This is a genomic window from Pseudomonas sp. LBUM1657 (genome assembly GCF_059716075.1).
On sequence record NZ_CP166799.1, the window covers coordinates 2,702,220 to 2,726,827 of the forward strand.

General features: G+C 60.0%; 21 protein-coding genes. 6 read left to right on the top strand and 15 right to left on the bottom strand.

Annotated elements, in window-relative coordinates; genetic code table 11:
• Nucleotides 1-35 precede the first annotated feature (35 nt).
• Nucleotides 36-2,672 (top strand): excinuclease ABC subunit UvrA, encoded by a 2,637-nt coding sequence (locus ACA055_RS12510; protein WP_497683908.1) that lies wholly within the window; start codon nt 36-38, stop codon nt 2,670-2,672.
• Nucleotides 2,673-2,779: 107 nt separating this feature from the next.
• On the opposite strand, the gene ACA055_RS12515 is transcribed toward ACA055_RS12510, so the two are convergent.
• The 6 genes from ACA055_RS12515 to ACA055_RS12540 are packed head-to-tail and all read right to left on the bottom strand — an operon-like array spanning nt 2,780 to nt 8,207.
• Nucleotides 2,780-4,723 carry a PAS domain-containing hybrid sensor histidine kinase/response regulator gene (locus ACA055_RS12515; protein ID WP_497683909.1) on the bottom strand — a complete coding sequence of 648 codons (1,944 nt, stop codon included), beginning with the start codon at nt 4,721-4,723 and terminating at the stop codon, nt 2,780-2,782.
• Nucleotides 4,713-5,588 carry a sensor histidine kinase gene (locus ACA055_RS12520; protein ID WP_497683910.1) on the bottom strand — a complete coding sequence of 292 codons (876 nt, stop codon included), beginning with the start codon at nt 5,586-5,588 and terminating at the stop codon, nt 4,713-4,715. The genes ACA055_RS12515 and ACA055_RS12520 overlap by 11 nt, the downstream gene beginning before the upstream one ends.
• Nucleotides 5,581-6,591 (bottom strand): ATP-binding protein, encoded by a 1,011-nt coding sequence (locus tag ACA055_RS12525; protein WP_497684399.1) that lies wholly within the window; start codon nt 6,589-6,591, stop codon nt 5,581-5,583. The genes ACA055_RS12520 and ACA055_RS12525 overlap by 8 nt, the downstream gene beginning before the upstream one ends.
• A complete protein-coding gene (locus tag ACA055_RS12530) occupies nt 6,588-6,992 on the bottom strand; it encodes an anti-sigma regulatory factor (RefSeq protein ID WP_497683911.1) in 405 nt (134 codons plus the stop codon). The genes ACA055_RS12525 and ACA055_RS12530 overlap by 4 nt, the downstream gene beginning before the upstream one ends.
• Entirely contained in the window at nt 6,989-7,351 is a 363-nt protein-coding gene (locus tag ACA055_RS12535) for an STAS domain-containing protein (protein WP_217870352.1), read from the bottom strand. The genes ACA055_RS12530 and ACA055_RS12535 overlap by 4 nt, the downstream gene beginning before the upstream one ends.
• A 4-nt stretch (nt 7,352-7,355) precedes the next feature.
• Nucleotides 7,356-8,207, bottom strand: coding sequence for an STAS domain-containing protein (locus ACA055_RS12540; protein WP_497683912.1), 852 nt, complete (start codon nt 8,205-8,207; stop codon nt 7,356-7,358).
• A 250-nt stretch (nt 8,208-8,457) separates the two neighbouring features.
• Between ACA055_RS12540 and ACA055_RS12545 the strand changes: the two genes are divergently transcribed.
• Nucleotides 8,458-8,727, top strand: coding sequence for a hypothetical protein (locus ACA055_RS12545; RefSeq protein WP_497683913.1), 270 nt, complete (start codon nt 8,458-8,460; stop codon nt 8,725-8,727).
• 56 nt (nt 8,728-8,783) lie between these two features.
• Here ACA055_RS12545 and ACA055_RS12550 read toward each other — a convergent pair whose 3' ends face one another.
• Nucleotides 8,784-9,305 (bottom strand): DUF4142 domain-containing protein, encoded by a 522-nt coding sequence (locus ACA055_RS12550; RefSeq protein ID WP_497683914.1) that lies wholly within the window; start codon nt 9,303-9,305, stop codon nt 8,784-8,786.
• Between the two features lie 218 nt (nt 9,306-9,523).
• Between ACA055_RS12550 and ACA055_RS12555 the strand changes: the two genes are divergently transcribed.
• Both ACA055_RS12555 and ACA055_RS12560 read left to right on the top strand, forming a co-directional pair.
• Nucleotides 9,524-9,766 carry an HP1242/YdcH family protein gene (locus tag ACA055_RS12555; protein ID WP_123410673.1) on the top strand — a complete coding sequence of 81 codons (243 nt, stop codon included), beginning with the start codon at nt 9,524-9,526 and terminating at the stop codon, nt 9,764-9,766.
• Between the two features lie 111 nt (nt 9,767-9,877).
• The gene (locus ACA055_RS12560) at nt 9,878-10,138 is read left to right on the top strand and encodes a hypothetical protein (RefSeq protein WP_497683915.1); all 261 of its coding nucleotides are present in this window, start codon (nt 9,878-9,880) and stop codon (nt 10,136-10,138) included.
• Nucleotides 10,139-10,525: 387 nt separating this feature from the next.
• Here ACA055_RS12560 and ACA055_RS12565 read toward each other — a convergent pair whose 3' ends face one another.
• A complete protein-coding gene (locus ACA055_RS12565) occupies nt 10,526-11,410 on the bottom strand; it encodes a LysR substrate-binding domain-containing protein (RefSeq protein WP_497683916.1) in 885 nt (294 codons plus the stop codon).
• 157 nt (nt 11,411-11,567) lie between these two features.
• Between ACA055_RS12565 and ydiJ the strand changes: the two genes are divergently transcribed.
• Nucleotides 11,568-14,603 carry a D-2-hydroxyglutarate dehydrogenase YdiJ gene (ydiJ, locus tag ACA055_RS12570; protein WP_497683917.1) on the top strand — a complete coding sequence of 1,012 codons (3,036 nt, stop codon included), beginning with the start codon at nt 11,568-11,570 and terminating at the stop codon, nt 14,601-14,603.
• Between the two features lie 271 nt (nt 14,604-14,874).
• Here ydiJ and ACA055_RS12575 read toward each other — a convergent pair whose 3' ends face one another.
• A complete protein-coding gene (locus tag ACA055_RS12575; RefSeq protein WP_497683918.1) occupies nt 14,875-15,765 on the bottom strand; it encodes a serine hydrolase domain-containing protein in 891 nt (296 codons plus the stop codon).
• A gap of 125 nt (nt 15,766-15,890) precedes the next feature.
• Here ACA055_RS12575 and ACA055_RS12580 point away from each other — a divergent pair, with 125 nt between their 5' ends.
• Nucleotides 15,891-16,679, top strand: a complete 789-nt coding sequence (locus tag ACA055_RS12580; protein WP_497683919.1) for a DeoR/GlpR family DNA-binding transcription regulator — start codon at nt 15,891-15,893, stop codon at nt 16,677-16,679.
• Nucleotides 16,680-16,758: 79 nt separating this feature from the next.
• Here ACA055_RS12580 and ACA055_RS12585 read toward each other — a convergent pair whose 3' ends face one another.
• From ACA055_RS12585 to ACA055_RS12610, 6 genes are all read right to left on the bottom strand, one after another.
• The gene (locus ACA055_RS12585) at nt 16,759-19,941 is read right to left on the bottom strand and encodes a hypothetical protein (RefSeq protein WP_497683920.1); all 3,183 of its coding nucleotides are present in this window, start codon (nt 19,939-19,941) and stop codon (nt 16,759-16,761) included.
• A 448-nt stretch (nt 19,942-20,389) separates the two neighbouring features.
• Nucleotides 20,390-21,751, bottom strand: a complete 1,362-nt coding sequence (locus ACA055_RS12590; RefSeq protein ID WP_497683921.1) for a purine-cytosine permease family protein — start codon at nt 21,749-21,751, stop codon at nt 20,390-20,392.
• A 5-nt stretch (nt 21,752-21,756) separates the two neighbouring features.
• Complete coding sequence (locus ACA055_RS12595) at nt 21,757-22,434, bottom strand: cysteine hydrolase family protein (protein WP_497683922.1); 678 nt, start codon at nt 22,432-22,434, stop codon at nt 21,757-21,759.
• 133 nt (nt 22,435-22,567) lie between these two features.
• A complete protein-coding gene (locus tag ACA055_RS12600) occupies nt 22,568-22,720 on the bottom strand; it encodes a hypothetical protein (RefSeq protein WP_497683923.1) in 153 nt (50 codons plus the stop codon).
• A gap of 62 nt (nt 22,721-22,782) precedes the next feature.
• A complete protein-coding gene (locus tag ACA055_RS12605) occupies nt 22,783-23,826 on the bottom strand; it encodes an LLM class flavin-dependent oxidoreductase (protein WP_497683924.1) in 1,044 nt (347 codons plus the stop codon).
• A gap of 208 nt (nt 23,827-24,034) precedes the next feature.
• A complete protein-coding gene (locus ACA055_RS12610; protein WP_056740501.1) occupies nt 24,035-24,520 on the bottom strand; it encodes a flavin reductase family protein in 486 nt (161 codons plus the stop codon).
• Between the last annotated feature and the right edge of the window lie 88 nt (nt 24,521-24,608).

Below are 24,608 nucleotides of genomic sequence, written 5' to 3' on the forward strand. Positions count from 1 at the left end.
CGGTGTTTTTTCAGCTATCTAATTAAGGCCACCCGATGACGTCAAAGCGCACCTCCAACCCTCCCTCCGGCATGGTCAGGGTGCGCGGCGCCCGGGAACACAATCTCAAGAACGTTGACGTCGATATCCCTCGTGATGCCCTGGTGGTGTTCACCGGCGTGTCCGGCTCGGGTAAGTCGTCCCTGGCGTTTTCGACCCTCTACGCTGAAGCGCAACGCCGTTATTTCGAATCCGTGGCGCCGTATGCGCGGCGGCTGATCGATCAGGTCGGGGTGCCGGATGTTGATTCCATTGAAGGCCTGCCGCCCGCCGTGGCCTTGCAACAACAGCGGGGCACGCCGAGTACGCGCTCGTCGGTGGGTAGCGTGACGACGCTGTCGAGCCTGATCCGCATGCTGTACTCCCGGGCCGGCAGTTATCCGCCGGGACAGCCGATGCTGTACGCTGAAGATTTCTCGCCCAACACACCCCAGGGCGCGTGCGCCGATTGCCATGGCTTGGGTCGGGTTTATGAAGTGACCGAAGCCCTGATGGTCCCCGACCCGAGCCTGACCATTCGCCAGCGCGCCGTCGCCTCTTGGCCCACGGCCTGGCAGGGACAGAACCTGCGCGACATCCTGGTGACCCTGGGCTACGACGTCGACAAACCCTGGCGCGATCTGCCGAAAAAGCAGCGCGACTGGATTCTCTTCACCGAAGAGACGCCGACGGTTCCGGTGTATGCCGGGCTCACCCCCGAAGAAACCAGAGTCGCGCTCAAGCGCAAAATGGAACCGAGTTACCAGGGCACGTTCACCGGCGCCCGACGCTACATCCTGCACACTTTCAGCCATTCCCAAAGCGCGTTGATGAAGAAGCGCGTCTCGCAATTCATGCTCGGCAGACCGTGCCCGTTGTGCGACGGCAAACGACTCAAGCGCGAGGCGTTGTCGGTGACCTTTGCCGGTTACGACATCGGTGAACTGTCACAGATGCCGTTGCTGCAAGTGGCCGACGTGTTGAAGCCAGTGGCGGCGCACAGTTACCTCGAACAGGCGGAAGAAGCGGGTGAAGTGCTGACCCACCGTCAAACCCGCGAGGCCCGTGAGCAGCGCGTCGCCCACGGTGCCAGTGGCCACGCCAATGCACCGGATGTGCGCCACACGCCGAACCTGTCGGTGGAAAAACGCCTGGCCGCGCAGCGGATTGCCCAGGATTTGCTGGAGCGGGTCAGCACCCTGACCGACCTGGGCCTCGGTTACCTGGCCCTGGAGCGCAGCACGCCGACCCTGTCGTCCGGTGAGTTGCAGCGCCTGCGTTTGGCGACGCAATTGGGTTCGCAGTTGTTCGGCGTGATTTACGTACTGGATGAACCGTCGGCCGGCCTGCATCCGGCGGATGGCGAGGCGCTGTTCGAAGCCCTGCAACGCTTGAAAGCCGCGGGCAATACGTTGTTTGTGGTCGAGCATGACCTGGAAACCATGCGCCGTGCCGATTGGCTGATCGACGTCGGCCCGGCGGCGGGCGAGCATGGCGGCCGGATTCTATACAGCGGGCCGCCGCCAGGATTGGCCGAGGTAACGAACTCCCAGACCCGCGCCTTCCTGTTCGCCGAGCAAGTCACCCAGCCACGGGTCAGCCGCAAGCCGAGCGATTGGCTGAGACTCGAAGGCATCACCCGCAATAACTTGAATAACCTCAGCGCCGAGTTTCCATTGGGCTGTTTCACTTCGGTGACCGGTGTCTCCGGTTCCGGTAAGTCGAGCCTGGTCAGCCAGGCGTTGCTCGAACTGGTCGGTGCGCACCTCGGGCGCGCGGCGAGTGACAGCGAGTCGCAAGAGCTGAGCCTTGAGGACGATGCGCCGCAAGTCAGCGGTGGGCAGGTCACTGCGGGGCTGGAATCGGTAAAGCGCCTGGTGCAAGTCGATCAGAAACCCATCGGCCGCACGCCGCGCTCGAACCTGGCAACCTACACCGGGCTATTCGACAACGTGCGCAAGCTGTACGCCGCAACTCCTGAGGCACAAGCCGCGGGTTACGACGCCGGGCAATTTTCCTTCAACGTCGCCAAGGGTCGCTGTGCCACCTGCGAGGGCGAGGGCTTTGTCAGCGTCGAGTTGCTGTTCATGCCCAGCGTTTATGCGCCATGTTCGACTTGCCATGGCGCCCGCTATAGCCCCGAGACGCTGGCGATCACCTGGCAAGGCTTGAGCATCGCCCAGGTGTTGCAGTTGACGGTGGACGAAGCTGTCGAGGTGTTCGCCGAACAACCCGGCATTCGCCGTTCTCTGGAGGTGCTGCGCGATATCGGCCTGGGGTATCTGCGCCTCGGCCAGCCGGCGACCGAGTTGTCGGGCGGTGAAGCCCAGCGCATCAAACTGGCCACCGAATTGCAGCGCAACCAGCGTGGGGCGACGCTCTACGTGCTGGATGAACCGACGACCGGGTTGCACCCTCGGGACGTCGATCGTTTGCTCGAACAGTTGAATACGCTGGTGACAGCGGGGCACACGGTGATCGTCGTCGAGCATGAAATGCGTGTGGTGGCGCAGAGTGACTGGGTGATCGATATCGGTCCGGGGGCGGGGGATCAGGGCGGGAAGATTGTCGTCAGCGGGACGCCGCAGAAAGTTGCCGGCAGTAAAAAGAGCCGGACGGGACCGTTTTTGGCCAGGGTTCTCGGCTCTGTTTGAGTCGGCGGTGTTTTCGCGGGCGCCTTCGCGGGCAAGCCCGCTCCCACAGGGGATTTGTGGATGGCACAAATTCAGTGTGGGAGCGGGCTTGCTCGCGAATCGGTCTGTCAGGCGCCGTCGAGCGTGCGCCGTACCTTGCCCAGCAGCTCACTGATCTGGAACGGCTTGATCAGCATCTCCATCCCGTCGCCCAGGAACACCTGACGGTTGATCGCGGTTTCGGTGTAGCCGGTCATGAACAGGATCGGCAACCCTTCGCGCCAGCCGCGCGCGACATCCGCCAACTCGCGACCGCTCATGCGCGGCAGCCCGACGTCCGTCAGTAGCAGGTTGATGGACTCATCGTTCTGCAGGCGCTCAAGGGCACTTTCGATGTCGCCCACCTGAGTGCAGCGATAACCGGCATCGACCAATACTTCGGCGACGAACATCCGCACCGATGGCATGTCCTCGACGATCAGCACGTGTTCGCCTGAGCCCTGATGATCCACCGCCGCCGGTTCGGCTTGGGCGGCCGTGGGGTCGGAGCTGGCTGGCAGCATGATGGTGACTTCGGTGCCGCGCCGGGCCACGCTGCGGATGTGCGCATCGCCGCCCGATTGCCGGGCGAAGCCGTAGATGGACGAAAGCCCCAGCCCGGTGCCCTGGCCCAGCGGTTTGGTGGTGAAGAACGGATCGAACACCTTGTCGATCACGCTGTGTTCAATGCCGGTCCCGTCATCGCGCACCGACAAGGCAACGTACGCGCCATCGGCCAGATTAGGGTCGCCGTGGGAATAGGCGGCATAGGTGCTGACCCAGATGTTGCCGCCCTGGGGCAAGGCATCGCGCGCGTTGATCACCAGGTTGAGCATGGCACTTTCGAGCTGAATCGGGTCGACCAGCGCGATGGCAGACTTGGTGGTCAATTCCAGTTTCAGGGCGATGCGCTCGCCGATGGTCCGCCCCAGCAGATCCTCAAGGGAACGCACGTGCTCATTGATATCCACCGGTCGCGTATCGAGCGGTTGTTGGCGGGCGAAAGCCAGCAGGCGATGGGTCAGGGAAGCGGCGCTCATGGCCGAACTCAAGGCCGCTTCCGTGTAAAACTGGACCTTGTCAGTGCGCGAGGCGGCGATGCGTTTCTGGATCAGCTCCAGGCTGGTGATGATGCCGGTCAGCAAATTATTGAAGTCATGGGCGATGCCGCCGGTCAACTTGCCCAGTGCATCCATTTTTTGCACTTGCAGCAACTGCGCTTCGGTGCGAACACGCTCGGCGACTTCCTTAGCCAACTGGGTGGTGGCATCGTCCAGCCGCGCCAGGTGCGAGCGTTCGCGGTGACGGTGTTCGGTGACATCCTCGACGAACACCAGGCTCAATTCCGGTGTGCGGTAGGGCGAAATCTGCCACTCGGTGTCGCGCACCTCGCCTTGCACCCGCATGCTCAGGGTGCCTTTCCAGCGCTCGCCATAGGCCAGGCGCAGGCGCAGTTCGTCGATGATCGCGCGCTGATCCTCGGCAAAGCACTCGCGCAGGGTGTCCGCGTCGAGGTTGTCCTGGATCAGCTGAGAGAAGGCATGGTTGCATTCGTGCACTTTCAGCTGCGCATCCAGCACCGCGATGGGCGCCGACACATTGACGAAGATTTCTCTGAACCGAGCCTCGCTTTCGCGCAGGGCATTTTCGGTTTCGCGTACCCGCAGCAAGGTGCGCAGGGTCGCCAGCAACACATCCGGGTCCACCGGGTGAATCAGGTAGGCATCGGCGCCGGCGTCGAGGCCGGTAATGATGTCGCCGGTCTGGATCGAGGCCGCCGACACATGAATCACCGGCAGCAGGGCGGTGGCGGGTTCGGAGCGCAGCTTGCGCACGATGTCGAAGCCGCTCATGTCCGGCAGGTTGACGTCGAGGATCAGGGCGTCGATCGCGACGCTGTCGATCAACACCAGGCCCTCGGTGCCGGTGCCGGCTTCGAGCACCTCGTAGCCATGGCGTTCCAGGCGCCGACGCAGGGCGTAGCGTGTGGCGATGTTGTCGTCGACAATCAGCAGGCGCGTGTCACGTTTCATCGGCGGGCTCCATGGCGATGGCCAGCGGGATGATCACGAAGAAGGTCGAACCGATCCCCGGCGTACTCTGGACCCCGACTTCGCCACCCAGCAACGCCGAGAAGCGTTTGCACAGGGACAGTCCGAGACCGGTTCCGCGAAGACGTTTTTGTAAGGGGGAATCGACCTGAGAGAAGTCCTCGAACAATGCGCCATGTAGCTCCGGGGCGATACCTATTCCGGTGTCGCTGACGGCGAAACGCACGTGGGTGCTGTTTTCCAGCCGTGCCGAAACACGGACTTCGCCGCGGGTGGTGAACTTCAGTGAGTTGGCAATGAAATTGCGCAGGATCTGCGCGAGTTTCTTGTCGTCGGTGTAAAGCCGGGGCAGGCCGACTGGCTCTTCGAAAATCAGGTCCACGGCGGTGGCATCGACAATCGGGCGAAACATGCCGCGCAGGGCGGAAAACAGGTCAAACATGTCGAACCAGGCGGGCGAAATGGTGATGCGCCCGGCTTCGATCTTCGCCAGGTCGAGCAGGTCGTCGACCATGTCGCTCAGCTCGCGGGCGGCACCGCTGACGAAGGCCACCTGCCTATGCTGCTCGGGGCTCAAAGGCCCGTCTAGCTCATCGGTCAACAGGCCGGTGATGCTCAGGATCGAGCCCAGCGGCGTGCGAAACTCGTGGCTCATGTACGAGAGGAAACGGCTTTTGAGGTCCGAGGCCTGACGCAACTGTTCAGCCTGGTTATCGAGTTCGGCGTACAACGCCAACACGCCCTGATTGGTTTCATCCAGTTCTTCGCGCAGGGCGTTGGCTTCGCCCTGCAATTGCGCGATCAGCGCGGCTTGTTCGTCAACCTGACTCATGGGTGTCTCAGCCATGGGCTGCCTCCAGGGCAATGACCAACACCGTGACATCGTCCCGTCCACGGCAGAAGTCGCGGTGCAGAATGGCGGCAATCACGGCGGGATGGCGATGCACCAGGCCGGGGTAATCTTGCAGGTTCCAACGGGACTGCAGGCCGTCGCTGTACATGATCAATAGCTGTCCGTTCACTTGAGCATAGTCAAAGGGTTGCGCCTTTCGATACTGGCCACCCACGATGCCGGGGTGGGAGGCCAGGCCCCGGGATTTGTCCACGGCGATCAAGCAGGCACCGATATTGCCGATACCGACGAATCTCAGTGCATCGCTGCTGCCGTCGAACTGCGCGATGGCCAAGGCACCGCCGCGGGTGCCGGTCATGGCGTGATGAATGTCTTCAAGAAGCAGCGTCGGTGAGGCGAACGGCGACAGGGCAAAGGTTTTTTCCCCAGCCCGAGCCGCACGCTCGGCCTCTTCGCCATGCCCCAGTCCGTCGATCACCAGGGCACTGATGTGTGTTCCGTCAAACGCCAGGTGCCAGACATCGCCGCAAGCGGGGTCGTTGTGCAACGAATGCTGGCTGACGCCGATCCGTCGATCCGGCGCCTTGTCACTGCGCGGATACAACCGAGTCAGCAACACGGCGCCCCGTGAGTCGGCATAGACGTCGAACACTTCGGTCTGGCGAGACACGGCCCCCAGCCCGATGCCCTGGGTGCCCCCGGTGGAAAATCCGTCGGTCAGGCACGCCTGCAAGTCGAAGCCCTGGGCCCGGTCGATGGCGAGTATTTCGATGCCAGCACCTGAAGCGCGGGGCAACACCCGAAGGTGCAATTCACCCCGGGTGGCGTGTTTGAGAATGTTGCTGGCAAGTTCGGTGGCCACCAGCGCCACACGCCCGGCATCGGTCGCGTCGAAGCCGTGTTGTTCCGCGAGTTTTTGCGCAAAGCGCCGAGCATGACCGATCTGACTGGTGTCTTCGATCGGCAGCACCTGGGTGATGGAACCGCCAATGTTCATGTCCATCGCGTGATCGTCACGCGAGTGCCTTTGCCGGGCGCGGTATCGAGCTCAAACTCTTCCACCAGACGCTTGGCCCCGGTCAGGCCCAGCCCAAGGCCGCTGCCGGAAGTCCAGCCGTCGGTCATGGCCAGTTTGATGTCGGGGATGCCGGGGCCTTCGTCGCGGAAGGTCAGGCGCAGGCCGATGCGCGAGTTCTCGTCGAGGATTTGCCAGTCCATGTCGCCACCACCGCCATAGACCATGGTATTGCGCGCCAGCTCGCTGACGGCGGTCACCAGTTTGGTCAGGTCGATCAGGCGCATGCCGCACTCGGTGGCCAGCTTGCGCGCCATCTGCCGAGCCAGGACCACGTCCTGTTCGATGTGAATCGGGTGAGTGCCGCTGCTGCGCACGGTCATTGTTCGCGTACTCGGTCCTGCAACAGTTTCATGCCGCGCTCGACGTTCAGCGCCGTGCTGACGCCGGGCAGGGTCAGGCCCAGTTCCACCAGTGTGATGGCCACCGCCGGCTGCATGCCCACCAGCACGGTCTGGGCATCCATGATTTTCGACAGCCCGGAGATGGTGCCGATCATTCGGCCGATGAACGAATCCACCATGTCCAGCGCGGAGATATCGATCAGTACCCCGCGGGCCGAGGTGCGGCTGATGCGCTCGGACAAGTCGTCCTGGAGGGTCAGGGCCAACTGGTCATGCATGTCGACCTGGATGGTCACCAGCAGGAAGTCGCCCATCTGCAAAATCGGAATGCGCTCCATCGGCTCAGACCGCCTTGCTGACAGTCAGTCCCAGCCGCGTCAGCGCCAGTTTCAGGGCATCGGCCAGGTTGGCCTTGGTCACCACGCCCTGTAGATCCAGCCCCAGATGCACAATGGTCTGGGCAATCTGCGGGCGTACGCCGCTAATGATGCAATCGGCACCCATCAGGCGAATGGCGGTAACGGTCTTGAGCAGGTGTTGCGCCACCAGGGTGTCGACGGTCGGCACACCGGTGATGTCGATAATGGCGATTTCCGACCCGGTGTCGACGATGCGCTGCAGCAGCGATTCCATCACGACCTGCGTGCGTTGTGAGTCGAGGGTGCCGATCATCGGCAGTGCCAATACACCGTCCCAGAGCTTGACCACCGGGGTCGAGAGTTCCAGCAACTCTTCCTGCTGGCGCTTGATCACCGCTTCGCGGGACTTCTGGAAGGTGCGGATGGTATGCATGCCCAAGGCGTCGAGCAGTTCGGAAACTTCCCAGAGTTGTTCAGCCAGCAGCGCCGGATTGTCTTGATAGTGATTTTGCAGCAGCGCAAACAGCGGGCCTTTGAGCGCAAAAATGAAACTGGCGGTCTGGTGCGAGTCCTGGCCGAGGAGGGCGCGGCTATGGGAAAGCTTTTCGAGAAACTGTCGGATTTCATCCCAGCCAGTGGCCGCAACGTTCTGGCTGTTGCCGTGTTCGAGGCCTGTAATGATCAGTTGCAGAAACTCCGATGTCTGCTGCTTCAGCTCCTGCTCTTTCAGATTGCGCGTGGCACCGCTGGCCTCGAGGCGGTTTGTCCATTCGGCGAGCAGTTGCGCCTGGTTTATTTTTATCGCATCGAGTGTACTGGTTTGCAGTGCCGCCATGAGACGTTGACTCCTTGAAAGTGTGGGCCGGTTCCCCAAAAAACGACCGGTCAAATCAGTGACATTTGCCGTATGAAATAGTTGGTTGTTCTGCCAGGTTTTTTTCATTCGGTGCCTATGGACTCTAGTAGGCGCTGCCGGCTCCTGCAGGGACAGTGATCCATTTGATGGAACGTTGCGTGCCGCAAGGCTTCGAATCTACAAGGCCGACTGTTTCAGCCGCGCACATGCCGTGATGAATGAGGTACTTATGAAAGAAGAACCGATGACGCAGGAGCAGGATCAAACGGGGGCTACGGTCCGTAGAAATGATCCGGCGATTGACCCCAAGGTTCCGGGTGAACCCGGCAGTCAACGCCAGGGAGAAACCGCGGCCCCGGAAAGTGCCGATGAGGCGGTCGACCAGAAGAACCGCCACACCGATAACGACAATGAGTTCAGCCCTGGCTTCAAACCGAATCCGGACCGGCCGAAGCCAAGCGACGACACCGACGCCGACATTGACACCGATGGCGGTTAAACCCGGACTCAGAAAAAGGCCGCATCCATTGATGCGGCCTTTTTTTTGGGTTGAAGTTATTTGCTCGGATGGGCGGCCTGGAGTTTTTTCGCCATCTCCAGATGCTTCTCCAGACCCGGCAACATTTTTTGTGCGAAACCTTTCAGCTCCGTGGCACCTTTGACTTTGTCGTCCGTCACCGTGTTGGCTTCTTTCTTGAACAACTCGATGGTTTCTTCGTGGGCCTTCACCTGGTTGTTGGCGTAGGCCGCGTCGAAGGACTCGTCGCGCATGTCGAGGATTTTCTCTTTCGCCTGCTTGACCAGCGTCGTGGTGTCCGGCACCTCGATGTCGTTCTTTTTCGCCAACGCGGCCAGTTCGTCGTTGGCCTGTGAATGATCTGTGATCATCATGTTGGCGAATTCCTTGATGTCGGCCGACGCGCTTTTTTCCAGGGCCAATCGGCTGGTCTCGATTTCCGCGATACCGCCCGCGGCCGCTTTATCGACGAAGTCATTGGAGGTGGCAGCGCAGGCCATGCCCATGCTGGTGCTCAAGGCGACGGCCAGAGTCAGGTGGCGCAGGGTAAATCCGTCCATTGGTTATTCTCCACACAAGTTTTCATGGGCGATCGAGTGATCGTTAATCTGTGGAGGGCGACGAGCGGACAAAGGTTTTATCGCATTTGCGACAGGACGACGAACGGGCGCCACTGGTCTGATAGGCGGTCGACAGAACCGGCTAACCAAGGCCATTCTGATAGTTGGTGAGCGCAATCGATTCGCGTTTGCCACCGATCAACAAACGGAGGTGTTCCATGCCGGTGCCACACAACCTTTATCTGGACCTGAACATTCCAAAGGAAGTTATCCAGCAAAAACGCACCAAGGATCCGTTACTGGATTCACTGATCAACAAGTATTCGCAGGCGGACGCCGAGGTGGTCAAGGCTGAAACCGCCCAATCGGATGCCCCCAGCGACGACACTCTGAAAAAGCTCAAGGAACAGCGATTGCAGGTCAAGGACAAGATCGTCAAACAACTCCAGGCGTCATCCTGACGCGCCGTGTCCAGCCACCGACCAGCGGTGACTGAAAAATTGGAACGGCGATAAATACCGGCACCTCGAATGATCAGAGTCCGACTGTACGGCTCCATGCGAGGTGCCTAAATGACTGATCCAACCTTCTCCAACAAAGAAAAGTATCCCAGCGAAGAACAGGGTGGCTACGACCCGATGCCCACCCATCCCGAGCCCCTGAGTCCCGGCCGAACCACCGTCAACCCGGACGATGAACCGGGCATCGACGAACTGCCCGATAACGAAGGTGCCATTCCGATGGACGAGGATGACTCCACCACCATGGACCCGGAAAGAGTGCGCGAAGAAACGGACAATGCAGAGAGGGACGGCGAGATCGATCCACGATGACCCTACCGATCCCCTGTGGGAGCGGGCTTGCACCGCGAAGGCGTAGTGTCAGTCAGCATTGCCGTTGGCTGATACACCGCTTTCGCGAGCAAGCCCGCTCCCACATTTGATCTGCGCCGAAGACCCAATTTGTGGTGATTGAAAATCCCTTGTGGGAGCGGGCTTGCCCGCGAAGGCGTAGTGTCAGTCAGCATTGCCGTTGGCTGATACACCACTTTCGCGAGCAAGCCCGCTCCCACATTTGATCTGCGCCGAACACCCAATTTGTGGTGATTGAAAATCCCTTGTGGGAGCGGGCTTGCCCGCGAAGACGGTGTGTCAGTCGATATAAATGTGCCTGACACACCGCTTTCGCGAGCAAGCCTGTTCCCACATTGGTTTGTGTTGTTACAGCGTTTGCATCAACCAGTCCCGAAAGGCCTTCAACGAGGGCAGGGTTTCATTGCGGGTCGGGTACACCAGGTAGTAGCTGCGGCGGCTGATGATCGGCTCACCCAGGCAGGCCAGTTCACCGTTGTGCAGTTCATCCTCGACCAGAATGCGCGGCACCAGGCCGATGCCAATGCCGACCCGCACCGCCTGGATCAAGTGCGAGGTCATTTCGAAACTGGGGCCGATGCGCATTGATCGATGGGGCAGGGAATGGTGGGAAAACCACTCGGCCCAGGCCTGCGCGTTGCTGCTGACATTGAGCAGGAGCTGAGCGGTAATGTGTTGTTCGGCTTCTATCCGTTGTGTCTTGGTCAGTTGCGGGCTGGCAATCACCACCAACTCTTCAGTGTGCAGCCGATGCGCGGTCAGGCCGAGCCAGTCGCCGCTGCCCACGCAAATCGCCGCATCGATTTCGCTGGTATCAAAATCAATGGCCTCAATGCGCGAGTGCAAGTGCACGGTCATGCCGGGGTGCGCCGTGTAAAAATCCTTCAAGCGTGGCAACAGCCATTTCGAGCCAAACGTCGGCAAGGTGGCCAGGCGCAGGCTATGAATGCCTGATTGAAAGGCCATCGCCTGAAGGGTGGCGCTGCGAATCTGCCCCAGCGCTTCGCCCAGTTCGCGCTGATACATGCGGCCAACGTCGGTGAGGATAACTTGTCGGCCTTCGCGACTGAACAAACGCATGCCCAATAACTTCTCCAGGGTTTGCACCTGGCGACTGACCGCACTTTGGGTCAGGGACAGCTCTTGGGCCGCACGGGTATAGCTTTCGTGTCGCGCGGCGGCATCAAACGCCAGCAGCAGCGACATGGAGGGAGTCAGCAGTCTGGGATTCATTCGTTTTAGTCATCAATGTCGGGTGCAATATTCGTTTGTGGTGAGCGTCGTATCCAATGAACATTGGCGCTCTGTGACGAAGGAGACTGGCGTAATCATTCGCTGCCTACAAGTGTTCTTCGTTGATTGACCTGATTTCGACCCGAGACCCACCACGATGATCGCTCAGCTTTTGCCTTCCACTGCATTGACGTCGAACTACCGTCAGTTTCTTTCGGACCTGGCTGCCAGCGGTTTCAAAGGTGAGATCAGCGACGGTTACGCGAGCCGCGTTGTCCTGGCCACCGATAACTCGATCTATCAGCGTTTGCCGCAAGCGGCGGTGTTCCCCCTGGACGCCGATGACGTGGCGCGCATTGCCCGATTGATGGCCGAACCCGGTTACGAACAAGTCGCCGTTACCCCACGCGGCGGGGGCACCGGAACCAATGGCCAGTCATTGACCGATGGCATCGTGGTCGATGTGTCGCGGCACATGAATCGCATTCTGGAAATCAACGTCGAGGAACGTTGGGTGCGGGTGCAAGCCGGTGTCGTGAAGGACCAGCTCAACACCGCGTTGAAGGCGTCCGGGCTGTTTTTTGCGCCGGAACTGTCCACGTCCAATCGCGCGACAATTGGCGGCATGATCAGCACCGACGCGAGTGGCCAGGGCAGTTGCACCTACGGCAAGACCCGTGACCATGTGCTTGAACTCAACACCATTCTGCGCGGTGGCGAGCACTTGAATGGCCGTCCGTTGGATGAGGCTGAACTGGCAATCGAGTGCGCCCGCCAGGACCGTGTCGGTGAGGTTTATCGCTGTGCCCGGCGCATCGCGGAAGAGCAGGGCGACTTGATCAAGGCAAGGTTCCCGGACCTCAACCGCTGCCTGACCGGTTACGACCTGGCCCATTTGCGCGAAGCCGACAACCGCTTCAACCTCAACAGCGTGCTGTGCGGCGCTGAAGGGTCGTTGGGGTTTTTGGTCGAGGCCAAACTGAATGTGCTGCCGATTCCCCGGCACACGATGCTGGTCAATATCCGCTACGCCGGTTTCATGGACGCCTTGCGCGATGCTCGTGCGTTGTTGGCGCACAAACCGTTGTCCATCGAGACTGTCGATTCGAAAGTGCTGTTGCTGGCCATGCAGGACATCGTCTGGCACGGCGTGGCGGAGTATTTTCCGACGAGTGCCGAGCGACCGACGCTGGGCATCAACCTGGTCGAATTCTGTGGCGACGATGCCGAAGAACTTCAGGTGCGGGTGACGGCTTTTATCGAGCATCTAACCGTCGACACGAGCGTCGAACGCCTGGGGCACACCTTGGCCGTCGGGCAAGCGGCGGTCACCAAGGTGTACGGCATGCGCAAGAAGGCAGTCGGGCTGCTCGGCAATATTCAGGGCGAAGCGCGGCCACAGCCCTTTGTGGAAGACACCGCCGTCCCCCCTGAGCGGCTGGCCGACTACATTGCCGAATTTCGCGATCTGCTGGACAGCCATGGCTTGCAGTACGGCATGTTTGGCCATGTCGATGCCGGCGTGTTGCATGTGCGGCCCATCCTCGACATGAAAGACCCGCTTCAGGCGGCGCTGGTCCGGCCGATATCCGATGGCGTTGCAGCGCTGACTCAGCGTTATGGCGGCTTGCTGTGGGGCGAACATGGCAAAGGCCTGCGCTCGGAATATGCGCCTGCATTTTTTGGCGAACTCTATGCTTCGTTGCAAGCGCTCAAAGGGGCGTTCGACCCATTCAATCAACTCAATCCCGGCAAGATCGCGACGCCGATTTCCTCTACGGCGAAGTTGCTGAAAGTCGACGAAGTGCCGCTGCGAGGTGATCTGGATCGGCAGATCGATGAGCGGGTCTGGAAAAGTTATGGCACGGCGATGCACTGCAATGGTAATGGCGCCTGCTACAACTTTGATCCCGATGACGCCATGTGCCCGTCGTGGAAAGCCACTCGCCAGCGCATTCATTCGCCCAAGGGCCGGGCTGCGCTGATTCGCGAATGGCTGCGTCTGCAAGGCGAGGCCGGTATTGATGTGCTGTCGGACGCCTGTCGCCAACCTGCTTTTTTCAGCGGTCTCGCCCGGCGTTGGCGCAATAGCCGGGCACAACGCAACGGCGCGCAGGACTTTTCCCATGAGGTGTACGACGCCATGGCGGGGTGCCTGGCGTGTAAATCCTGCGCGGGACAATGCCCGGTGAAGGTCAATGTGCCGGAGTTTCGTTCGCGTTTTCTGGAGCTCTATCACACCCGTTATTTGCGCCCGCTGCGCGATTACCTGATTGCTTCACTCGAATACACCGTGCCGTACATGGCGAGGATTCCTGGTGTGTACAACGCGCTGATGGGGGCTAATTTCACGAGCTGGCTTTTGAAACGGCATGCCGGGATGGTGGACAGTCCGTTGCTCAGCCGCTTCGATTTTCACGGAGCGATGCAGCGTTGGCAGGTGCGCTTGGCGACACCGCAAACGCTGTCGTCGCTCAGCGAGGAGCAGCGTGCCCGTAGCGTCATCTTGGTACAGGACGCGTTTACCCGTTATTTCGAGACGCCTTTGCTGGTGGACCTGATCGAGCTGATTTCCCGGCTCGGCTATCAGGTTTACCTGGCGCCGTTCAGCCCCAATGGCAAGCCGCTGCAGGTGCAGGGATTTTCGGCAGCCTTCAATCGTGCGGCGGTGCGCAGTGCCGATCAGTTGCGAGTACTGGCGAGTTTTGGCATTCCTCTGGTGGGGCTGGACCCGGCGATGACGCTGGTGTACCGCCAGGAATACCTCAAGGTGCCGGGTATCGAAAACTGTCCGTCAGTGGGCCTGCTCCAAGAGTGGCTGCTGGCTGTTTTGCCAGAACGGTCAGGGCAGATGACGGATGTTGGTTTCCGTCTGTTGTCCCACTGCACCGAGAAGACCAATGCGCCTGCCAGTACCCGCCAGTGGGAGCAGGTGTTCGAGCGCGCGGGGCTGCGGTTGACGACGCAGGCGACGGGGTGTTGCGGCATGTCGGGTACCTACGGCCATGAGGCGCGGAACAAAGCCACGTCGGTGACGATCTTCGAGCAGTCTTGGGCTGGCCATGTCGCGGCTCCGATTGAACAGGGAGAGGCGTTGGCCACGGGGTACTCGTGCCGCAGTCAGGTCAAGCGTCTGTCTGATCAAACCCTGCGCCATCCGTTGCAGGTGCTGTTGGATGTTTATCGGCGTTGAGGCGCCGGTGTGCCTATCCATTCCTGCGGTAACGGCCACTGATGGTTCCGCCCTTACGGCGGGTCACTTTCGAAAAGCGCGAAAGTAACCAAAGCGCTTTTGCCCCATTTCGTTCGGTGCCTCGCTCTGGCTCGGCATGCCCTCGATCCCCTGCGGGAGCGGGTTGGGCATGGGCACGGGGATAGGCGGGTGCGGCCAGTCCGAGCCCCAGACCAGACGCTGATTTTAGTCTGATGATGACGTCGGTTCTGCGCGGCGCGCAGGGGCGCCTTTACATGGGTTTTTCCATCAGGATTGCCGACAAACGGCCCACGGCCGCTGCTTCAACAGCGCCTTCGTTGTCGCCTTCACAGAAGACTGCGCAACACGCGCTGGCATCGTCCTTCGCGCATCGGTAAACCGCGATTACGCTGCCCGGGCCACCGCCGGTGTGTCCGCTCAAGATCAAGCCACCTTCCACCGGACCTTGCATCAAACCGAGGCCGTAACCCGGTGACATCCACGGACGCCCGGGAATCGGTCCGCCGAGTGCGCGTGTCGTTTGCATTTCCTGCAGCAGTGCGTGGGGCAGGAATTGGCCGGCCAGCAGGCGGTCCAGGCAAAGAGCGGCCTCTTCCAGCGGGCCGACGAGCAGGCCGTGATAAACCCAGCCTGGGTCGTAGGTTGGCGCAGCGCCCATGTTCACACCGTCCAGATCGGCGTGTGATTTTGCGAGGCGTACACGAAATAAGCCGAGAGGTGAAAACACGCGTTGAGCAAGAGCCTCTTCCAGCGCGAGGCCAGTCACCCGTTCAAGTAGTCTGGCGACAAACAGATAGCCGACGTTCGAATAGCGCCAACCGTCTCCCGGTAGGTAGCGCAGCCGGGTGGCGTCAAGACGTTGCAGCATGTCATCAGCCGACCAGGGTGTTTCATGGCGGGCAACGGCGGCGTGGTAGTCGGCGAGCTCGCCGTAATCCGCCAGCCCGGCCTCGTGTCGCAGCAGTTGGCGCAGGGTGAAGGGGCCTTCAGGTACCAAGTCGTCAAGCCCGATCAAGCCATCGCGCACCAACGCCAGTGCGGCAGCGGCCAATACGGTCTTGGTAAAACTCCACCAGGGAACGGTGGCATCAGGCTGTTCAGGCGGGAGAGGGGAGCCGTTCGATACAAGGGAAAAAAGCATGGGGTCACTGATCTGGAGGGAGGCGTCGGCGGAGTTTGCCAGAAAGCCTTCTGCCAATTGTGTTCGGATCAGACTTTGGCTAATCTTGCTTAAACACGCATCATCATGCACAAACAGGCAAAAACATGCACGAGCAGCATTCAGCAGCGGAACTCCCTCATCTACGTCGGCAGAAAATCCTCCTGATCCTCGAACGCGACGGCAAGGTCATGGCCTCGGAGCTGAGTCAGCATTTCGCCGTTTCCGAAGACACCATTCGCCGCGATCTGTCGGAGCTCGCCACTGCCGGTCTGGTGCAGCGGGTGCACGGCGGGGCGCTGCCGCGACCCAAGGACACCGGCAAGGATTTTTTCACTCGGGTCAGTGAAACCGATGAGGTGAAAACCCACTTGGCGCAACTGGCTGCGCGCCGGGTGCAGGATGGCCAAATTGTCATTTTCGATTCGGGGAGCACAACGCTACAGATTGCCCGGTCGCTGCCCTCGGACATTGCCATCACGGCCGTCACCGCCTCGCCGATGATTGCGATCACCCTGGCTGAATACAAAGGCATCAAGGTGATTGTGGCGGGCGGTCAGCTCAATCCCGCGACGATGTCTGCCAGCGGTCACGAAACCCTGCGGCTGATCGAGGGCATCAAGGCTGACGTGCTGTTCACTGGGGTTTGCGCCATTCACCCGGACGTCGGCATCAGCTCCCTGCATTTCGATGAAGTGCCGGTGAAACAGGCGATGCTCGCCAGCGCTTCTCATGTGGTGGCCGTGACCACGGCGGACAAACTGGGGGCGGTGGAGCCTTTCGTGGTCGCGCCGTGTGACCGGGTGCATACGCTGATCACTGAGCAGCAGGTGGCCTCGGGCAACGTCGAGGATTATCGACGGCTGGGGATCGAGGTGGTGCAGGTGCAGGTTTGAAACCATCCAACACAAAACCCACATTAGATTGATGTTGGCCTTGGTATTTGTGGCCTGAACCGGTCGACGGTGATTCCTGTCATTTCGACACGCGATCACACATGGCCTGATCGGTCGCCAAACGTAAAAAATAATCCTGAAACCAACGCTTATAATTTTCCTGCGCTTCGGGGTCCGTCTGTCCAAGGGCTTCCATCAGTTTGGCTTCAGGTACTTCTTCCCAGCGGATGGTGGGTTGGTAGGGGACAAAGTTGCGTGTTTCGCGCTCCAGATCGATCAGCTGAATCACTGGGAAATCTTGCCCAAGGCCACCTGCCAGGGCGGTACGAAAGAAGCGCTGCAGTAGCACGAAGTCTTCCAGCGGCGCCATGAAGTCGCCGTACGAAGGACTTTTCAACTGCGTTTTCACATAAGCTGGCAGACGGCTCGAGACTTCCTGGCGCAATTGCTGGAGTTCCTCCGCAGGAAAATCCAACGCAGTGGCGGTCGTTTCGTCGGTCACTTCTCCGGGAACCTGCGCGTTTCGAAGTGAGAAGGTTGTGTGCACCCAAAGGTCGATGTTTCCAAGATGGTCAGGGGAACGTTTCATCCATGACCAGTCCTTTCCGGCTGACACCGCACGCTCACGAAACTGAGAGGTGTGATCCTCAGCAAACCAGTACTGATCCGGCAGGCCTATACCTTTGGCTTTTTCGCACAAGCAGGTGCTCAGTTGAGCATTGCTGACTTGCATGCAGGTTTGTGCGGTGTCGAGGATACGTCCGGAGCCTGACAACTTCTGTTCGTGTTGGGTCGTGAAAGCTTCCAGCGACTTTCGCAGCGCAGGGGTGATTGGCGCCGCCTCGACCTCATCTTTTGACATCAACTTGTCGATTTGCTTTTTGGGACATTCCGCATTGGGGGCAAGCGTCGCCAGCGCTTCTGTCAGATTGACAATGCGCAACCAGCGACTGGTCTGTTGTCGGTCCGATGACAGGTTCTTCATGTTGTTGGGAAGGCTGTTGGAGAAGCTGAACGTGTCGATAATTCGATCGGCTTCTACCACTCTGCACCCCAGTGGCGTGTCGGTCAGCACGGGATGAGTGAACGTCACACGACGGATCATTTTGCCGTCACCCGGAGCAATCGTGACGGCCACCACTCGACCATCTGATGCGTAGCGCAGAGCCTGGTTGACGATTGCCGCATCATAGACGCCCAGATTCACCCAACGATCATTCGACAGGATCTCCAAGGTGACTTTGGTTGTTGTGCCGCCTGATGCCGGTTGAAGGGTCCAGCGAATCTGGTTGGCGTCAATCCCGGCCGGGTGAGTGTCCTGGCCGATCAATACCCCCCGCACACGAAAGCTTTTTGAAGCCACCGTAAAGTTGGTGGCCCGTGTGCGATTGAATGTTCGGTCTGCGGCGTACGCGCCACCTGCGTTTGGTGTGGCGTTACCACCCATACTGCGGCCGTGAGGGGAGGGACTGTCCTGCAAGTCACTGGGGAACAGTTGATCATAGCCACCCAGGCGTTCAGCCAATGCCGCTTTCATTTCGGGCTGATGAAACTCAGCCACCTTGGCACTGACCGCCTCAGCGACTTTTGCTTCGCGCAGGGCTAAAGGGTTTGAAGTCCAGCCCTGGCCTTCGGCATTCATCAGCGACCTGACCAGATTGCGAACGTCGTCTGTTGCGTCAAAGGAAGCCTGACGCGCCGCCACGGCCAAAACATTAGGTCGGGCGGCGCTGATGAGTGCTTCGGTCACCCAGTTCTTCGCCCAGGTTTCTGTCCAGGTCCTGACGGCGTTATTGCCCAGGTCTTTAACCAGTTTTTGCGCTTGTTTGCCCAATTCTGTCGTGGGTTTGACATCTGTGGCCCCAAAGGCCTCGTCCAGTACTTGGGCAATCAGTTTTCCTTGTGCATCCAGCGGTGCGATCGGGGTGCCGTAACGGCGTTCGAGCGTCGCGATTAATTTTTCGAAGAGCTTTGGGTTTTCCTGTTTGAGGCGAGCGACAGAGGGTTCTATTGCTTGCTCGATCTGTTTTTGTGCATTAGCAAAGCCTGCCTTGTCCTCGACAACATCGCCGAGTGTCGCTGCAACTTCCCTCCGGGCTTTCGTCGCGCTGTCGGCATTGGCAGGTACTTCGATGCGTTGCTCGTTCAAGGCAGCCCGGACAAACTCGGACTCACTGCGGTTTGAACGCTTTACCTGCACCCATTGCTCAAGGGCCGTGCTGCGTGTCAGTTCACTGAGGGCCGCCCGAGCGACAAGTCGGGTGGCGGCCTGGACGGTGGGGGCAAAAGCATTTTGCTCGGTTGGCTCGGAGTTGGGCGTCAGCGTCGGGGGGATTGCCGACAGCGCTTCTTCCATCTCACGCTGGGCGTGTTGATCTGCCGCATTCATCCGCAGGTTGTTCACCATCAATTGCATGCTGTTGGCCAGTGGTTCGGCGCTCCAGCCCATCAGAGAAAGAATGAGCAGTGCTGTGGTGATGTAAGACAGCGGCTTCTTCACCAGGCCGAGATCTTTGCCCAATCGCTCGCTGGAAAACACGCGCAACAGGCGCCGCCAGCGACCAGGGGGCTGCAAGGTTTCTTGTTCGGTTGGACGGGTCACCGCCTCTTCGAAATTGAGGTCTTTGCGCGCCCATTCGACCGCCAGAATCGACAGCACTTCTGAGACCTGGTTATGCGTTTGCTCCAGCTCATCATGGGACAGCGCAGCGTCTTGCGTGCCGCTTTCGTGTGCGACCAGGCGTTCAACCAGCTCATCGAGCCTGGCAACCAGTGGACTGAGTTCCGGGTCCGAGCGAGCTATTTCCAGCAGGGAGGGGTCTTCGATGAGTGTGTCATGCAGCTGCTGGGCTTTGGTGCTCCAGGCCTGAGCAACACGCTCGCGTGCCTGGCGCGCGGCAAAATACAACGAAAGGCCGGCGCCGAGTAAACCGAGGATGCCCAGCGTTGTGCCGTATTGGCTGCCGATTTCCCGGGTCACTTCATAGATCGATTGTGCTGAGTCAAAAACCGTTTGTGGTACGACGCTGGTGCTTGTGGCCAGGAAACCGCATGCCCATACGAGCAGGATCACGGTGAAAATAACGATGGCCCCTATCCCCGATAGATCCCGGACTCTCTCCAGCACGACCAGGCTGCCTGCACGGGCCATTTTTTCTCGAAGATCGACCGCCTTCCATCGATCTTTGCTGAGTGGCACAAGCCAGAAGTGACACAAGGCCCACAGTGCAACAAGCAGCATCAAGATTGCGAACGGCGTCATGGCGTTCTCCGACAGACACGGCGCTTGCTTGCAAAGCGTTGACCGTAGAACGCGACTGCCATGCCGATCCTCCTGGAGGCGGAGAAAATCGAAACCACGTTGCTTGTAGACGGCAGTGAGTACAGGTGCGCCGAATCCTGATGCCGCCGTGCCACCCTAGCAGTAAGGTTGCGAAATATTGACAGCGCAACCCGATAAGACGAACGGCTATGGAGTAAACGCAACCTGGGCACATTCAACATCATGTTGCCTGTTAGTCCGCTTTCGCGAGCAAGCCCGCTCCCACAGTTGATTGAGGTGGGTCGCGGTCTCAGCGCCCGGGACAAAACCCCCTGTGGGAGCGGGCTTGCTCGCGAAGAGGCCGGCACATTCAGCATCGATGTTGGCTGTTGGTCCGCTTTCTCGAGCAGGCTCGCTCCCACAGTTAATTGTGGTTTTCAGGGGTTGATCAAGACAGTTCGCCGATACCGTGGGCGCGCTTGCCGAGTTTCATCAGCCAGTAATAACTGCCAGCGGGCACTAGCAACCCGACCAACCAGGCCAGGTCCACGCCATCCAGCGCCGTGGCGACCGGACCGACATACAGCGTGGTGTTCATGAACGGGATTTCCAGGGCAATCGCCAGCAGGAAACTGCCACACGCGATCCAGTTGATCCGCCCATAAACGCCGTTGAGGTCAAAGATGTCATCGATCTGGTACCGGCCTTTGCGCAGGCAGTAGTAGTCCACCAGGTTGATGGCCGTCCAGGGGATCAGGAAGTAGCTCATGAAGAAAATGAAGTTGAGGAAGAAGTTGATGAAGTCGTCCTGACTGATGGTGCACAAGGCTGTCGCCACCAGGCTGATCACCAGCATGAACAGGCCCCGTACCCGAGGTGTCACCTTGAGCCGGGCGAAAGGTTCGATCACGGTGATGGTCGACATGAACGCCCCGTACAGGTTGAACACGTTGATCGACACCTGGCCATAGACGATGAAGGCAAACAGCAGCACGGCGCCGCTGCCGAACAGCCCGGCGACATGCCCGCCGACGTTGCTGGAAAAATCGCCGATACCAACGCTGAGGATGGCACCCAGGATCATCATCCACGCGCCGCCGATCACCGTCCCGGCATAGCTGTACCAAAACACCTGAGCGGTCGGTGTGCGGCTAGGCAGGTAGCGCGAATAGTCGGCGACATAAGGTGCGTAGGACAGCTGCCAGGTCACGGCTATGCTCACCGCCACCAGGAACTTCGACAACGAGAAGCCCGTTGGCAGCCATTGTTCGGCCGGGATCGGCAGTTGCAAGGCGAACAGCGTGGCGGCAATGAACACCCCCACTGAGAGGATCGATAACAGCTTCTGCAAACGGTGAATCAGTCGATAGCCATACAGCGCGACGACGAAGCACAACGCCCCGATCAGATAGATGTTCTCGTCGACCGGCAACGGACTGACGGACGCCAGCGCCTGGGCGGCGAGCAAGGTGTTGCTGACGAAGAACCCCAGGTAAATCAGCATCACGAACAGCAGCGGCAACACCGCCCCCAACACGCCGAATTGGGCGCGGCTCTGGATCATCTGCGGGATGCCCAGTTTCGGCCCCTGGGCGGAATGGGAGGCCATGAAAATCGCCCCCAACAGCGAGCCGATGATGATTGCCAGCGCACTCCAGAACAGGTTCAGCCCCATCACCACCGGCAACACCCCGGAAGCGATGGTGGTGATATTCATGTTGGCGCCGAACCAGATAAAGAACAGTGAGCCGGGCTTGCCATGGCGTTCGGCTTCGGGGATGAAATCGATGCTTCTTTTTTCGACGTGCATGGCGATCACTCCTGAGTCCGGACGAGGTGGTCTTGCAGGCGGGCGATGGTGCTTTGCAGCTCATGGGGCTGGTGGGCGAAGACGTCCGGGCGTTCGGGGATCAGGCTCAGGTAGTCGCGATATTCCAGGGCCCGCAGGCATTGGGCGCAGGTGAGCATTTCCAGGGCATAGACCCAGTTGGCCATGATCAACAGCGCCGAGTAGTGTCCGGCCAGGGTGGTCGTGGTGCAGGCGTCGCTGACCAGGCGAATGTGATAACCCAGGGCGAAGGCATCGAATACGCTGCTGAGCACGCAGACATCGGTCAACACACCGCTGATGATCAGCGTGTCGATGTCCATGGCTTTGAGTCGGGCATCCAGGTCGGTACGGTGGAAGGCGCTGTAGCGGCCCTTGTCGATGATGAGTTCATCCGGCTGCGGCGCCAGACGTTCGATGATTTCCACTTGCCGGGTGCCGGCGCGGTAACTGCTCGGGCCGCCGTCGGCCGCGCGAGGCTCGCCACGGGGCAGGTCACTGCCGTCGGCCTGGTTGATATGGCGGGTATAGATGACAGGCACCCGCTGGCGGCGGGCGGTCTCGAGCAGGGCGGCGGTATGGTTCACCACCGTGTCGAAGTGTTCCAGGACGAAACCGTCCTCCTGTTGCATGTCGATGATCAACAGCGCGTTGTTATTGTTCATTGAGCAAACCTGATCATGGGCAGGACGCTTTCACGTCCCGCCAGCCCGGGTCGATCCGGGCCGAAGCACAATGCACCGCACACGCCTGGCGATTCCCAGACGTGGAGGTGCGTGAATTCCTGTTCGGATGAGCTCAGTGAACTATTTGCCAGAAGCCGTTCTGCTTGGCGGCGACGCTGGCGCGCAGGCGCTTGAAATGCAGGTGCGAAGCGGTCCATTCACCGCGCAGATAAACCTGCGCGGCGCCGGAGGGGAGGGCGAGTGATGGGAGACGACCAGTGATCATTGGAATCGACCCTACACGTCAGTCAGGCCCCCGGCTTCGCGTCCGGGAGCAGGGTGGCGGACTCAGCGAAACGCTGGCACCACGTGCTTGATAAACAGCTCCAGGGATTTTTTCTTCTCCGCATGGGGCAGGCTGTTGTCGCACCAGAAGCTGAATTCGTCGACGCCCAGTTCCTGGTAGTACTTGATGCGCGGAATGATTTCTTCCGGGGTGCCAATCATGGCGGTCCTGTGCAGGCTCTCCAGTTCGAACTCCGGGCGAGCGGCGAATTTCTCTTCCGGGCTTGGCGCCAGGAAGCCGTTGACTGGTACTTCCTTGTTGCCGAACCAGGCATCGAACGTGCGATAGAACTTCGAGATCGCCTGGGCCCCGACTTTCCAGCCCTCGGGGTCGTCGACCGCATGGACGTGGGTGTGACGCAGCACCATCAGCTGCGGGCGCGGCACGTCCGGGTTGTTGTCCAGGGCGGTCTGGAATTTGTTCTTCAGGTCGAGGACTTCTTCGTCGCCCTTCATCAGCGGCGTGACCATGACGTTGCAGCCGTTGGCCACCGCGAAGTTGTGCGAGTCCGGGTCGCGGGCGGCGATCCACATCGGCGGGTTTGGCTTCTGGATCGGCTTGGGTACGCTGGTGGACGTCGGGAATTTCCAGATGTCGCCGTCATGGGCGTAGTCGCCTTGCCACAGCGCGCGCACCACCGGAACCATTTCCCGCAGCGCCTGGCCACCGCTCGATGCCGGCATGCCGCCCGCCATGCGGTCGAATTCAACCTGGTAAGCGCCGCGAGCCAGGCCGACTTCCATGCGACCGTTGCTGATGACGTCGAGCAGAGCGCACTCACCGGCAACCCGCAGCGGATGCCAGAACGGCGCGATGATGGTGCCGGCGCCGAGGTGAATGGTGGTGGTCTTGGCCGCCAGGTAGGCCAGCAGCGGCATCGGGCTAGGCGAGATGGTGTATTCCATGGCGTGGTGTTCGCCGATCCAGACAGTGCTGAAACCGCCGGCCTCGGCCATCAGGGTCAGCTCGGTCAAATCTTCGAACAGCTGGCGGTGGCTGACGCTTTCGTCCCAACGTTCCATGTGTACGAACAGGGAAAATTTCATGACGCTTACCTCGGATCTTTTATTGTCTGTCTGGTATACCATAATACGAAATATCCGCAAATACTTCTATTGCAGCAGTCGCTGAACCTGTGGGAGCGGGCTTGCTCGCGAAGACGGAGTGTCAGTCAACGGTGATGTTGTCTGACGGATTGCTTTCGCGAGCAAGCCCGCTCCCACAGGGTCTTTGCTTATTCAGTTGATATCGGGGTCACGCAAGAACGGGCAGGGCGCCCATCTTGCCGTGGCAATACACCAGTGGCCCGGCGTTCTGCTGGGGCACGATCAGGTTCTTCACGGCGCCGACCATGATCGCGTGGTCGCCCCCTTCATATTCACGCCACAGTTCGCATTCGATGACTGCAGTGGCGTTGGCCAGGATCGGATTGCCCAACTCGCTCAACGTCCACTCGATGCCTTGCGCCTTGTCCTTGCCTTTGCGGGCGAAAGCATAGGCTTCGCTTTGCTGGCCACCGGAAAGCACATGAATGGCAAAGCGCTTGTTCTTGATCAGGACAGGATAAGAATCGGAGCTGTAGTTGGGGCAGAACAACACCAGGGCCGGGTCCATGGACAGCGAGCTGAAAGCGCTGGCGGTCAGGCCGACGATTTGCCCGTCGTCGTCCAGGGTGGTGATGACGGTGACACCGGACGGGAACGAGCCCATGACTTGTTTGTAGATGGCGGCATCGATCATGGGACTGTCCTCGGGTGTTGAAATACGGTTTTTATGGGTTTGTAGGTCTGATGGTATACCGTAATACATAGTTTGCAAGGGCTTTTTC